Raw genomic sequence first — 14,666 nt, forward strand, 5'->3', positions numbered from 1 at the left:
ACATTCAACTTTGCAAACTTGTAATAGAAAGAAAGTGTAATTTAAGACATAAGTGATTTATATATTTGTCCGATAATTCCTTCCATTTGATGAACACCTAATTCTGCATTCGTCATGATAACTGCCCCTTTTTCAATGTTTGGAAGTGCTACCATCATACATTGAAATCCTACTCCCCAACCAAGTGATGTAATTTCTAAATCTATTTCGGGACCTTCTAGAAACACGCCTAATCCAGTCCAACTCCTCCCTTTTTGCGGTGTAATCATTTCGTTTGCTAACCTTTTTGAAATACCAAGCTTACTCTCTCCTCTTAGAGCATTAAGTAGTTCAAGAAGTAATCGGGCTAAATCTAAAGAAGTTGTCCATAATCCAGAAGCAGCTGGATATGGATATATAGCATAGTTTTGATCTATCAATTCACCGTTTTTATTATGACCATAAGAAAATTCTTTTTTATCCATTTCTATTATTGTCTTTGTATTTAAATAGCTATTTCCCATTCCTAATGGCTTAAAAATTAACTCATTCACCACTTGATAAAACGGTTTTCCAACAACATCTTCAATAAGTTGCTGCACAATACAAAAACCGGCATCTGAATAGTGAAATTCACTCTCTGGTTCACACTGGACTCTAATAGGATTTCTACAATAAGGAGTTGTCCCGTTTAATAATTCAACCATCGAAGGAATACCTAACTCAAAATTTAGTTCTAAAAAACTCCCTTCTGGGTCCTTAATTCCAGATAGATGACTAAGTAAGTTTCTCAATGTAACTCTACTATTTTTAGTAAATTCATTTTCTGGTACTTTCCACGATACTAGTCTTTTATTTATATCTTCATCTAAGTTGAGAAATCTTTCCTCTACTAGTTTTAAAGCAATCATTCCTGTTAAGAACTTGCTAATAGAACAGGCACTGAAGATAGAATTCTCATTTACTTTTCTATCGCTTCCTGCTGCTAATAAGCCGTAATTTTGTGTTCCGATAATTTGACCGTTCTCAAGCAAAGCAATACTTAAACCTAGTACATTATAATGCTTCATTTGTTCTTCCATGTTGACACTTTTTAATTTCATATTTATCCCCCAACATTACCTGCATCTTAGTTTTGTACAGTCAAATTCCTCTTGATATTAATTGTAAAAATATACCATTTAAATGATATTCACATTTAACTAAATCATCTAATAATGTTATTACTAATTCTCATTAATTTACTTCCATTTACATCTGTTGAAAAACCAAATTTCTCGTAATACGGAATTAACCTATCGGGACAGTAAAGTTCTACTCTCTCAACATCTTTAACTTGAGGATGCTCTAGAATTCTGTTCATCAACATAGTACCGATACCACTATTTCTATAATCCTCTTTAGCAATAACATCAAATATAAATGCTCTATATAAAGTATCTGAATTTACCCTTGCAAACCCTATTAATTCTCCAGTTTTATTGTTTATCAAGCCAAGTACTACACTACTATTGTCTAACAACTTCCTAATTTCAGTAAGTGAGCGCTTCTGTGTCCACCATTCGTTTTTAAATAAGCTATGTAATTCTTCTAATTGTATTTGATTAAATTCCTCTACTACTATGTAATTTTCCACTACAACATTCTCCTTAAATATCGTTTTCAACTTTTCAGCACCTTAAAACATTCGTTACACACTATCGTTTTCCCTTTATTATTGTATAAAGGCTGAATATATTGTAGGGTGATTCAATTATTCATAAAAGTATCTGGAGTCGTCACCTTCCTCTCCAATCAACGATATTATAAAAACGAATCAAAGAATTGAAAATCACACAAATATCCTTGATTTAAAATGAAAAAGGTAATTTTGAAATTGACTCGGTTAGGTGTTAATAACATAGTTGTAGTAACCCAATTTTTCCTTTAACAAAACCAAGTTTTTTTACATTTTCACTTTCATTTTCTCATATTCTATATACATGGGTATCCTTGGGAGTGATGAGATGCGTTTAATGAGAAAAGGCTTAGTTATACTAGGTGGGAGTATTTTTATAGCATTAGGTATTAATCTATTTTTAATACCATATAAAGTGTTAGATGGTGGTATCATTGGAATAGCCTTGATTTTAAATTATCTATGGGCTTTAAAGCCAGGGTTAATGATTATTTTTTTTAGTATTCCAATCTTTATCATCGCTTGGTTCAATTATAGAGAATATTTTTATAATAGTTTGCATGGGATGATCATATCCTCTTTTTTGATTGATTTTTTACAGCCAATAGTAGGCTTCATACATATTGAGGCGATATATAGCTCAATTTTAGGTGGAATTTTTGTTGGTCTAGGCATTGGCTTAATGCTACGGTTTAAGACAAGTACAGGAGGCACAGATTTAGTTGCTCAGTTACTAAGTGATAAAACAGGGGTAAATGTAGGTATACTTATCTTTATTATTGATACCATCGTTGTTCTATGTGGGGGGCTATTATTGTCTGCTGATACGTTATTCCTGTCGGTTATTACAATCTTTTTTGTAGGAATTACAACTAGTTTGATAACGAGGAATATTCAAATAGTTTAAAAGAAGAAAACCGCTAAAGAATTTACTTTGGCGGTTTTCTTCTTTATTTAATACGTTGTTCCGTTTCTTTATCAAAGAAATGTGCTTTACTAAGATCAAATGCTAAGTCTATTGTATCCCCTGCTGAAATATTGAACCGCGAATCAATTCGTGCAACGAAGTTTTGATTGTTTACTTGCGAATAAAGAATAATTTCAGCACCCATTAACTCAGCAACCTCTATAGATGCATTCACTTTTGTTTCAGGAGAAAAGTCTAGGAATACTTGCTCGTCATTAATATCCTCTGGACGAATACCAAGAATTATATCCTTTCCGTCATATCCTTGCTGGCGAAGAATTTTAAGCCTACCATCCGGTACTAACAATTTTACATCATCCATCACAAAATGATTGCCAACCAACTTACCATTTAAAAAGTTCATCGCTGGAGATCCAATGAAACCACCGACGAATACATTATCTGGCTCGTCGTAAACCTCTTTTGGTGCGCCAACCTGTTGAATAATCCCATCTTTCATAACTACTAATCTAGTAGCCATAGTCATAGCCTCTGTTTGGTCATGCGTTACATAAATCGTTGTAGTTTGCAAACGGCTATGTAGCTTTTGAATTTCAGCGCGCATTTGCACACGAAGCTTTGCATCTAAGTTAGATAATGGTTCATCCATCAAGAAAACTTCCGCATCCCGAACAATCGCTCTACCTAGCGCTACACGTTGACGTTGACCACCAGAAAGAGCTTTCGGCTTACGATTTAACAGACTTTCTAATCCTAAAATTTTTGCAGCGTTATCTACACGTTTTTTAATCTCATCTTTTTTAAATTTACGAAGTTTTAATCCGAAAGCCATATTATTGTATACATCCATATGTGGGTAAAGCGCGTAGTTTTGGAAAACCATCGCAATATTACGATCTTTTGGTGGCACATCATTCACTCGTTTATCACCAATAAATAAATCTCCTGAAGAAATTTCTTCTAATCCAGCAATCATACGTAATGTAGTTGATTTCCCACAACCCGATGGGCCAACTAATACTAAAAATTCTTTATCCCGTATTTCTAAATTGAAGTTTTCTACAGAAACTACGTTATTGTCATATACCTTTTTAATATTTACTAACTTAAGTTCAGCCAACCTGATTCCCCCTTGAATTGTAAGTGCTTTCATTATTAATAGAATACTATATTTTAAATTTTCAAGAAATGGGAATAGTGCACAAAGATCAGGAAGAACTTAGTGTATATTTACTAAAACTAGTCATTTTCTAGCTAGTAATGCCAAGGATACAGTCATCGCATCATGAAATTGACGAATATCAATCCCTGTCTTCTCAACAAAACGATCCAATCGATATTGTAAACTGTTTCGGTGCAGATGGAGGATTTTTGCTGTCTCCGAAAGATTTAAATTACATTTGAAAAAAGTCTCTATCATTTTAATCGTCTCTTCGTCATTTATGTACTCTTGCAATATAGTTTTAGAAATATCCAATCGCAATCCTTCTTCTGTTTGCTTTGTTAGTATAAATGGTATGGCTTCCACATATGTCACTACCGATTTGTTCGTATAAAGGAAAACGCGTTTGGCCACATTGGTTAATGAATTGTAGTGCGGTGTTAGCTCAACAATATCCTTTTTGTATGGCCCAACAAAAAAGTTAATTTTCACATATAAATCGCTCATTAAAATATCGATTATCTGTTCGTATGAAATGCTTTCCTCTTCCATCATTTGCTGCTCTATGATAAAACCTTCGTGCTCACTTTCCCATAAAATAGGAACCTGTTTATCAAAAAGGGCTTCTATGGCATCTTTAAACAAGACCGGTTCTATTTGATTTTTATTAAACGCAAAATAAACGAATCGAAAGGGATTACTCGGTTTCCAATCCTTTTCTTCTTTTTTCAAAACAGAAGAAAAAAGAATTTTTCTCCAGTTTCTTTCTGCTTCTGTTGGTGTAGGGAACTTCACATTATACGGAGAAAGAAAAGTAGTTAATAGCGAGACATCTTTGGAAGTTAGCTCATCGTTCCGTATACCAATGATTTCATCATTTTCTGTGGCAAACCATTTATAATCTAAGCCTAATTGATTCGATCCATCCTTATATACTATTAGTGTAGAGTATATTTCCTTTAACTGGTCAATCATTTGACACACCTCTTTTATTCTACTCAATGCTTGAATTCACTAGGTAGAAGACTTCTCTAAATTTTACCATAATATTTAAATAATAAGAGAAATAATAAAAACGCTACAGATTTTTACTGTAACGTTTGATCTTTCTCTTATTTTAAATTACTTATTCCTATTAAGTACATCAAAAGCTACTGCTCCAAGCAGAACTAGCCCTTTAATCGCTTGCTGCCAGTCAATACCAATACCCATGAGGGACATACCATTATTTAGAACACCCATAACTAGAGCTCCAATTACTGCTCCAATTACAGTGCCTATACCTCCTGAAAATGACGCACCACCAATAACTGCTGCCGCGATCGCATCCAGTTCAAATAGATTACCCGCTTGAGGAGTCGCCGCGTTAAGTCGTCCTGCGAATATTAAACCAGCTAAAGCTGCCAAAACACCCATATTTACAAAAACAAGAAATACAGACTTTTTCGTTTTTACACCAGACAATTGAGCTGCTTTGATATTACCCCCAACAGAATATACATGTCTACCGAAAATAGTTTTATTCATAACAAAGGTATAACCAATTACTAGAAGAGTTAAAACGATTAACACATATGGGATTCCTTCGTATGAAGCTAGTATATATGAGAATAGATTAATAATAACTACTAGTGTAACTAGTTTCGCTATAAATAAAGGAGTTGATAAAGTTTTGAAATTATATTTAATATCCTTACTTCGAACCCTTAATTCATAAATAACGAAAATGATTGAAAATACTATTCCAATAATAATGCTGAATAAATGAATTCCACTAACGCCAAATAATTCTGGAACAAAAGATGAACTTAAGTTTCGAAAGCTATCTGGAAACGGTGCAAGAGTACGACCTTGCAATACTATTAAAGTTATCCCTCTAAAGATCAACATCCCCGCTAAGGTCACTATAAATGAAGGTATATTTATATACGCAACCCAAAATCCTTGCCAAGCTCCAATAAGAGCCCCAAGAACCAAGCATAGTAAAATTGCAACAAATACAGGAATATCGAGAGTTACAAGTAACACTCCAGAAACTGCTCCTATAAACGCTGCTATAGATCCAATAGATAAATCAATTTCCCCTGTTATAATAACAAGCATCATCCCAATTGCTAATATGATTATATAGCTATTTTGCATAATAATATTTGTTATATTTAATGGGGTTAAAAGAATTCCATTTGTTAAAATCTGAAATAATACAATTATACTAAATAAAGCAATAATCATTCCAAAACGTCGTATATTAATGCTGAGAAGGCTTTTAATTTCTCCCAATTCTATTTCCCCCTACTCTGAGTCATATAAGTCATTAAACTTTCTTGACTTGCATTAGCTTGATTGATATTACTAGTAATTCTACCCTCATTTAATGTGTAAATACGATCACACATTCCAATCAACTCAGGCAACTCAGAAGAAATCATTATAATACTCTTTCCTTTTTCTACTAGCTCATTTATTAATTTGTAAATTTCAAACTTCGCACCTACATCAATTCCTCTAGTTGGCTCATCCAAAATTAATATATTTGGATCAGAGAACATCCATTTCCCTAATACTATTTTTTGTTGGTTGCCACCACTAAGATTCATAGCTTTTTGCTCTATTGAAGGAGTTCTAATATTTATTCTTGTTTTTAGGGATTCCGCCACTGAAACTTCCTTCCTTTTATCAAGAACACCCCTTTTGGAAATTCCACTTAAATTTGCTAATGTAAGGTTTTGTTTGACACTATCGATTAAAACTAAGCCATATTCCTTTCGATCCTCTGATACATAAGCAAGACCATTATTAATTGCTTGATTTACATTTTTGAAATTTACTTCCTTACCATCTTTGTATAATTGACCGGATATTTTCTTTCCATAACTCTTCCCAAAAATGCTCATAGCTAACTCAGTTCTTCCAGCGCCCATGAGACCGGCAATTCCAATAATTTCACCTTGTTTAACATGAATATTTATATCGTGTAGGATCTTCCTGTCTGAATCGATAGGATGAAATACAGACCAATTTTTAACTTCAAAAACGATATTATCTTTGACAGTCATTTCCCTACTAGGAAATAGATTTGATAAATCTCTTCCAACCATATCTTTTATTATTTGATTTTCAGTAATATTATTTCCTTTCAAATCATATGTAACAATCGTTTTTCCATCACGCAGTACCGTAATACTGTCAGAGACCCTAAATAGCTCTTTTAGTTTATGAGAGATTAGAATGGATGTCATACCCTGTAACCTGAATTCCTCTAGTAGTTTTAATAAATTTTCACTGTCTTCTTCGTTTAGAGCAGCAGTAGGTTCATCTAAAATTAGTAATTTCACCTTTTTGGAAAGCGCCTTTGCAATTTCTACAAGCTGCTGCTGACCTACCCCTATATTTTTTATAACATCCTGAGGATCTAATTTAAGTCCAACTTTATCTAGTAATTCTCTTGTTTCATTTATCGTTTCATACCAATTAATAACGCCATTTTTTGATCGCTCATTCCCTAAAAAGATATTTTCTGCAATTGTTAACTCTGGAATTAACGCAAGTTCTTGATGAATAATCACTATACCAAGGTTTTCACTTTCATTAATATTTTTAAATTTACATAAATTATTTTCAAAAGTAATATCACCTGTATATGTCTCATGTGGATGTACACCACTCAAAACTTTCATTAATGTAGATTTGCCAGCGCCATTTTCACCTATTAAAGCATGTATTTCACCTGATTTCACTTTTAAATTTACATTTTCTAAAGCTTTTACCCCTGGAAACTCCTTTGTTATTCCTGTCATTTCCAAAATCGTATCGGACATTAAAAATCACACCTTTACTTGAATTGATTTATATCGGTGATTCAATCTTTACAATTAAATCACCAATATAAATTCATCTCTGCGTATTGAGTCCATGTTTACAACCTTAACTGCACTAAATATATCCCTGTTTTTAGAGTTGAAAATTATCTAGACATAAAATTAGGCTATTTTAACTCTTCTTCAGTAAAATATTCTGAATCAACAAGGACTTCTTTATAGTTTGAACTATCAACAGATACTGGGGCTAATAGATAAGAAGGAACAATTCCTTTACCATTATCATATGTTTCTTTATCATTAACTTCTGGTTCTTCTCCTTTAAGGACAGAGTCTGCCATGTCAACAGCCTTTTTAGCTAGTTCTCTTGTGTCCTTAAAAATAGTCTGAGTTTGTTCACCAGCTACAATAGATTTCACTGACGCTAACTCAGCATCTTGACCAGTTACTAACGGCATTGGTTTACTAGCTGATCCGTATCCAACAGCTTTTAGCGAAGAAATTACTCCGCGACTAATTCCATCAAAAGGAGATAAGATTACGTCGATATCTTCACTTGAATAATGAGCACTTAAAAGATTGTCCATACGTCCTTGTGCAACAGAACCATCCCAACGTAGAGTTGCTCCTTGTTTAAAATCTGTTTGATCACTTTTTACTATTAATTTTCCTTCATCAATATATGGTTGAAGAATAGACATTGCACCATCCCAGAAGAAGTATGCATTATTATCATCTGGAGACCCAGCAAACAATTCGATGTTGAAAGGTCCTTCTTCGGTTGCCAGACTTAACTTCTCTTCAATATACTTAGCTTGTAAGACACCTACTTCAAAGTTATCAAATGTTGCATAATAGCTGACATGATCGCTATTCATGATTAAGCGATCATAAGCAATTACTGGAATTTCTTGTTTCTGTGCTTTACTTAATACTTCTGAAAGTGCTTCTCCATCAATGGATGCAATTACTAAAATGTCTACCCCTTTGGTAATCATATTCTCAATTTGAGAGACTTGATTTTCCACAACATCCTCAGCATATTGCATATCTACACTGTAACCTAGTGCTTCAAATTCCTTCTTCATGTTTTCTCCGTCTTTAACCCATCGTTCAGAAGACTTCGTAGGCATAGCAAGTCCAACAGTCTTGTTACCATCGTCTGCATCTGCGTCACAACCAACTAGGGTTATCACAAAAATTAACAATAATAACACCCAACTAAATTTCTTCATACCCTTCCCCATTTCTCCCTAGATTTAGAGTGATAATTGTAGCTACAAGAAGATAGCGCTTACATTAAAATGTAAAATATCTTTCCTTCTAGAACTACAGTTTAAATGTTCGTACATCACATGGATTTAAAACACCCATCTTGTACGTACAATCTACTATAATATAAATATAAATTTTTCGCAACAATAATTTTGAATTTTCTTTTTATTAAAAACTTACCATTTGATCGCTTTTTTATGTATGGTTGCTAATATGAATTATTTCATTAGAAGACGACTGACTACTACCTTCTTAATGGACAGGAAATTTGCCAGGTTCCACACTTGTATAAAAGCATTTTAATATATAGAACCTTATGAAAAAAAGTATTACCCGTGTTAAAACATCAACACGGGTAATACTTTCTGATAGTTTACATTGTTACCTCTGCTTCCATTAAACTTTTTGTAGAACTTCTTACTACTAGCTCTGGCGAATAAACTATAGAGTTTCCTTGAAAAGCATCGGTATTATTCTTATTTGATTTAATTAGATCCATTATGACTTTTGCTGCCGATTCTCCCAATTCACTTTTAGGATGTACAATAGATGTAAGTTTAACTTCTGATATTTGCGCTAACATTGAATCGTCATGGCCAACGATAGAAATGTCCTCCGGAACATTAATGCTTTTTGTCCGTAACAATTCAAGGTACCTCATTGCAAGTTCATCATTATAGCAGACAATACCAGTAATAGAATGCTTGTTAGAGGATAGTAACTTTTCCAATTCTTCAACTGGTTTAATAACTTTTTCATCGGTATTATAGGTAATAACGTGAGAAGGATTTAACGGTATATTATTAATACGATGCGCCTTTAAAAAGCCTTTCATCCGCTTAACACCTTGTATGTCATCAGTTTTAAAGCAACCAATTATTTCTTTATGACCTAATTTAATCAAGTGCTCGGCTTGTAAAAAGCCACCTCTTTCATCATCCATAACGATACTAATAGGCTCTAATTCATCGTAAAAAGCATTAATCATAATGTATGGGATAGAAAGGTGCTCAAGATTTAAATAGTAAGTAATATTAGGGTTAGAGTATGCACTTTTAGTCGGTTCAACAATAACTCCATCAAATTGCTGAGAAAGTATTTTTTCTAATACTTCCCTTTCAACTTCATGATTGTTGTTAGTACTGAAAATACTTACCTGATACCCCTCTGCACTAAGTATGGATTCTGCTCCTCTTATTATCGAAGGAAATATATAATCTGAAAGATATGTTGTTACAATAGCAATCTTTTTTTGATTACTAAAATTTTGAAGGTTACTTAATTTACTTCTATCCGCACAGAAAGTCCCTGAGCCTTGCTCTCGATACAACCAACCGGATGATACTAGGTCTCCAATTGCTTGTCTAACAGTATGTCGACTCACACTAAATTCTTTCATTAACTCACTTTCAGAACTAATTTTTTGATAAGGAGTATATGTTCCATCCTTAATTTTTGCTTGTACAGCCCTTTTTACCATTTCATATTTCGTTTCCAAATAACCACCTCAATCTAAGAAAATTCAGTCAAATATTAATAAAACTTGTTCGTATATGTTGAACATAACATATTCATTACTATTTTACATCTATTAATTCTTTTACAAAGTTTCTTATACTCTGCTATGTATATGGTAGATGAACGTATAAATGTTATCTTTGAAAAAATTGAAATCTGAAATACATCGTAAACAAGACATAAAAAGAATTAACAGATTTTTTTCTAAGAAAAACCCACAATAAACAAAAGGAAGCAACAACCTAAACTGAAATCATCAGGTATTTTCCTACTTGAAAGTTCCGTGAACCCAGTATTTATGAAACATTCTTATACTTTCTTATTCCTTTTAAAAAAACTTGCCATTCAAATGGCAAGTTTTTTCGTAAGTCTTAAGTCCAAACTGCATCACTTAATTTCAATTCATTCCTCAATTGCCTAACCACCGTATTTTTATCAATAATAACACACTCAATATTTGTCATATCTGCAAAGTCATATAGTTGATCAGTTGTAACGTCTAAGGAAAACACTGTATGATGCGCTCCTCCGGCATAAATCCATGATTCGGTTGCTTCGCTTAGGGATGGCTCCGGTTTCCATAAAACCTTTGCAACAGGTAGGTTTGGTGTATCTACTGTTGATAGTTGAGCATCCACTTCATTGATAACGAGACGATACCTACCTCTCAATTCAATCAAAGAAGCGACGATTGCATGTCCTGCTTTTCCATCAAATACTAGGCGTGCAGGATCCTCTTTTCCTCCTATTCCTAGCTTTTGAACAACAATCTTAGGTTTTGAAACAGCAATAGTTGGACAAATTTCTAACATATGTGATCCTAGTACCATTTCATTTCCCGGTTCAAGATGATAAGTATAATCTTCCATAAATGATGTACCCTTATTTCCGGCAATGACTTTCATCATTCGTAATAATGCAGCGGTTCGCCAGTCTCCTTCGCCCGCAAAACCATATCCTTTTTCCATTAAACGTTGAGCTGCTAAACCCGGTAATTGTTTCATACCATGAAGATCTTCAAAATTTGTTGTAAATGCATTATAATTTCCTTTTTCCAAAAATGCGATTAAGCCTAATTCTATACGCGCTTGCTCTAAGATTGAATCTCTCACAAGACCTTGTTCACTTGCTTCAACTGGAAGAATATATGTTTTTTCATATTCTTTATATAGATTATCTATTTCATGTTGTGATACTTTCGACATTTCCTCTACTAAATCGCCTATTCCATAATAATCTACTGTCCAACCAAACTTAATTTGAGCTTCCACTTTGTTGCCATCAGTTACAGCAACATTCCGCATATTATCCCCAAATCTAGCAACTTTTATATTCGTACCTTCAGTTACAGCAACTGCTATTTTCATCCAGCTACCTATTTTTGAAATGACAACCTCATCCGACCAATGGCCAACCACTACTTTACGTGATTTATTCATACGCGTTCCAATAAAACCATATTCTCGGTCACCGTGGGCAGATTGATTTAAGTTCATAAAGTCCATATCAATATCATTCCACGGTATATCACGATTAAATTGTGTATTTAAATGAAGTTGTGGTTTTTGAAGTGCTGTAAGACCAGCAATCCACATTTTAGCAGGCGAGAATGTGTGCATCCAAATAATTACCCCAGCACACTTTTCATCGTTATTAGCTTCTAACATAAGATTTCGAATATCAACAGCATTTGTTAAAACTGTTTTAAACACTATTTTATAAGCAGAATTCATATTTTCATCTAAGCTTTCCGATATCTTTCTTGAATTACTTTCTACTTCTTGAAGTGCATCTTCACCGTATAGGTTTTGACTACCCGTAATGAACCAAAATTCATAAGGTCTAATTGACAACATATATATCCCTCCAATTGTAAGCTAGTATTTTGCATTATATTGCGTTTACTCTAATTGCACGTAATCTTTTCATCACATCATTTTCACCACAGCCAAAATAATCATGAAGCAACACATATTCTTGATATAGCTTTTCATAAATAATTACATTCTCAGGAATCGGTACAATAACTTCTTCTTTTATCCTAGCCATTTTTTTTGTGGCCTCATGTATCGTGTCAAATCCGCCATTAGCCGCTCCTGCCGAAACGGCTCCAAACATTGCTGCCCCTAGAGCTGGTGTATGAAAAGAATCTGCAATTTTAATAACTCTATTTGAAACATCAGCATAAATTTGCAATAATAGTTTGTTTTTATGAGGAAGCCCGCCACAAACGTAAATTTCATTTACTTCTAATCCGTTGTTTGTAAATGTATCGATAATTCTGCGCGTTCCAAACGCAGTAGATTCAAGCAATGCTCGATATATTTCTTCGGGTTTAGTTTGCAAAGTCATTCCTAGCATCATTCCACTTAAATCTGTGTCTACTAACACAGAACGATTACCATTCCACCAATCTAGTGCTAGTAACCCAGTTTCACCAGGTTTATAATCAGATGCTTTTTTCTCTAACCAACTATGAATATTCATACCATCCTCTACAGCTGAATGCTTTACATATTCTGGCACCGCTTGGTCTACATACCACGCAAATATATCGCCTACAGCAGACTGTCCTGCTTCATAACCAAAGAAACCTGGGATGATGCCATCTTCAACTACTCCACACATTCCTTCAACTTCTTTTTCCTCATCCCCTAAGAGCAATGCACAAATAGATGTTCCCATTGTCAGTACTAATTTACCTGGCTGAGTTACCCCCATCGCCGGTACAGATACATGGGCATCCACGTTTCCGACAGCTATTGCCATTCCAGCATTTAAACCTATTAACTTAGCCATTTCTTCTGTTAGCTCTCCTGCTTTTGTTCCAATTGAAACTACTTCTCCTCGAAGTTTAGTATCTACTAAATCTTCTAAACGGGGGTCAAGAGCTCGAAAGAATTCCTTACTTGGATATCCATCTTTCTTATGCCAAATTGATTTGTAACCTGCAGTACAGCTGTTTCTAACTAGACTCCCCGTCAACTTTGATATAACCCAATCTGTAGCTTCAACAAAAAGGTCCGCTTCTTCATATATTTCAGGTGCTTCATTAAGAATCTGCCAAATCTTAGCGATCATCCATTCTGAAGAAATTTTCCCTCCGTATCTCTGTAAAAAGTGCTCTCCTCTTTGTTCTGCAATAGCATTTATTTGATTGGCTTCGTCCTGTGCAGCATGGTGCTTCCATAATTTCACCCAACTATGTGGATTATCTTTTAAACTAGGATTATTAGACAAAGGTTCTCTATTCTTATCCAGTGGTAACATTGTACATGCAGTAAAATCAATTCCAAGACCAATAATGTTATCTGGATGTACACCAGATTTTTCTAAAATAACTGGTATCGATTGCTGTAATACTTCTAAATAGTCTTGTGGATGTTGTAGTGCCCATTCATAATCTAAATTAATATCTGACTCGGGCAGTTTTTCGTCTATAACTCCATGTTTATAAGGAGTTATATGATCCGCAATTTCTTTTCCATTTTCTAAAGAAACTAGAACAGCTCGACCTGATTCCGTTCCATAATCTACACCAATAGCATACTTTGTATTCATCTAGTTAACCCCCTTATTTCTTTTGTCCATAGTATGCAGTAGATCCATGTTTTCTAAGGAAATGTTTATCTATAAGTAATTGATCCATATTAGGTATCTTTGGATTTAGTTGGTAAGTTTGTATAGCCATTTTTGCAACCTCTTCTAATACAACTGCATTATGTAATGCTTCTTCGGGGTCTTTTCCCCATGAAAAAGGAGCATGACTGTGAATTAGCACGCTAGGTATTTCATCTGGATTTAAATCTTTAAAAGTCTCCACTATGACATTCCCTGTTTCGAGTTCATAATCTCCATTGATTTCATGTTCTGTCATTTCCCTAGTACAAGGAATACTTCCGTAAAAGTAATCCGCATGTGTTGTTCCAAGTGGTGGAATACATCTACCAGCCTGTGCCCAGCTAGTAGAATAAGGGGCATGTGTATGTACAACTCCACCAATGTTAGGAAACATTTTATACAAGATAGTATGAGTAGGTGTATCAGATGATGGCTTTAATTTTCCTTCTACAATATTACCGTCAAAATCCACAACTACCATATCCTCTATTTTCAAATTATCATAAGGAACTCCACTAGGTTTTATAACAATAAGGTTTTCCTCTCTGTTGATACCGCTTACATTCCCCCATGTGAAAGTAACTAAGTTGTGCTTAGTTAATGCTAAATTGGCTTCTAATACCATTTGTTTGAGTTCTTTCAACATATTACCACCCTTTCTTCACGCATATACGTATAAGTTATTGT

General features: G+C 34.1%; 12 protein-coding genes. 1 reads left to right on the forward strand and 11 read right to left on the reverse strand.

From position 1 onward, the window contains the following. Positions 1-41 precede the first annotated feature (41 nt). Both MKY60_RS10070 and MKY60_RS10075 read right to left on the reverse strand, forming a co-directional pair. Positions 42-1,082: a serine hydrolase domain-containing protein gene (locus MKY60_RS10070; RefSeq protein WP_340929715.1), complete on the reverse strand. Its 1,041-nt coding sequence runs from the start codon at positions 1,080-1,082 to the stop codon at positions 42-44. Positions 1,083-1,186: 104 nt separating this feature from the next. Continuing rightward, positions 1,187-1,615: a GNAT family N-acetyltransferase gene (locus MKY60_RS10075; protein ID WP_340929716.1), complete on the reverse strand. Its 429-nt coding sequence runs from the start codon at positions 1,613-1,615 to the stop codon at positions 1,187-1,189. Positions 1,616-1,985: 370 nt separating this feature from the next. Between MKY60_RS10075 and MKY60_RS10080 the strand changes: the two genes are divergently transcribed. Further along, on the forward strand, positions 1,986-2,564 hold the full coding sequence (locus tag MKY60_RS10080) for a YitT family protein (protein ID WP_241599201.1): 579 nt from the start codon (positions 1,986-1,988) through the stop codon (positions 2,562-2,564). A gap of 43 nt (positions 2,565-2,607) precedes the next feature. On the opposite strand, the gene MKY60_RS10085 is transcribed toward MKY60_RS10080, so the two are convergent. The 9 genes from MKY60_RS10085 to araD all read right to left on the reverse strand — a co-directional run bounded on the left by MKY60_RS10085 (position 2,608) and on the right by araD (position 14,625). Continuing rightward, positions 2,608-3,705: an ABC transporter ATP-binding protein gene (locus MKY60_RS10085; protein WP_090569474.1), complete on the reverse strand. Its 1,098-nt coding sequence runs from the start codon at positions 3,703-3,705 to the stop codon at positions 2,608-2,610. A 123-nt stretch (positions 3,706-3,828) separates the two neighbouring features. Further along, positions 3,829-4,722 carry a PucR family transcriptional regulator gene (locus MKY60_RS10090; protein ID WP_340929717.1) on the reverse strand — a complete coding sequence of 298 codons (894 nt, stop codon included), beginning with the start codon at positions 4,720-4,722 and terminating at the stop codon, positions 3,829-3,831. Between the two features lie 147 nt (positions 4,723-4,869). Then, on the reverse strand, positions 4,870-6,027 hold the full coding sequence (gene mmsB, locus MKY60_RS10095) for a multiple monosaccharide ABC transporter permease (RefSeq protein WP_241599199.1): 1,158 nt from the start codon (positions 6,025-6,027) through the stop codon (positions 4,870-4,872). A 2-nt stretch (positions 6,028-6,029) separates the two neighbouring features. Then, entirely contained in the window at positions 6,030-7,565 is a 1,536-nt protein-coding gene (mmsA, locus tag MKY60_RS10100; RefSeq protein WP_241599198.1) for a multiple monosaccharide ABC transporter ATP-binding protein, read from the reverse strand. Between the two features lie 167 nt (positions 7,566-7,732). Continuing rightward, positions 7,733-8,800, reverse strand: coding sequence for a multiple monosaccharide ABC transporter substrate-binding protein (chvE, locus tag MKY60_RS10105; protein ID WP_241599197.1), 1,068 nt, complete (start codon positions 8,798-8,800; stop codon positions 7,733-7,735). 413 nt (positions 8,801-9,213) lie between these two features. Next, on the reverse strand, positions 9,214-10,338 hold the full coding sequence (locus MKY60_RS10110; RefSeq protein ID WP_241599196.1) for a GntR family transcriptional regulator: 1,125 nt from the start codon (positions 10,336-10,338) through the stop codon (positions 9,214-9,216). A gap of 391 nt (positions 10,339-10,729) precedes the next feature. Then, on the reverse strand, positions 10,730-12,214 hold the full coding sequence (gene araA / locus MKY60_RS10115) for an L-arabinose isomerase (protein ID WP_340929721.1): 1,485 nt from the start codon (positions 12,212-12,214) through the stop codon (positions 10,730-10,732). A gap of 34 nt (positions 12,215-12,248) precedes the next feature. Further along, positions 12,249-13,919, reverse strand: coding sequence for a ribulokinase (locus tag MKY60_RS10120; RefSeq protein WP_340929722.1), 1,671 nt, complete (start codon positions 13,917-13,919; stop codon positions 12,249-12,251). A 13-nt stretch (positions 13,920-13,932) separates the two neighbouring features. Continuing rightward, positions 13,933-14,625 carry an L-ribulose-5-phosphate 4-epimerase gene (gene araD, locus MKY60_RS10125; RefSeq protein WP_340929724.1) on the reverse strand — a complete coding sequence of 231 codons (693 nt, stop codon included), beginning with the start codon at positions 14,623-14,625 and terminating at the stop codon, positions 13,933-13,935. Positions 14,626-14,666: the final 41 nt, after the last annotated feature.

The organism is Psychrobacillus sp. FSL K6-1415 (assembly GCF_038003185.1).
GTDB classification, from domain to species: Bacteria; Bacillota; Bacilli; order Bacillales_A; family Planococcaceae; genus Psychrobacillus; species Psychrobacillus psychrodurans.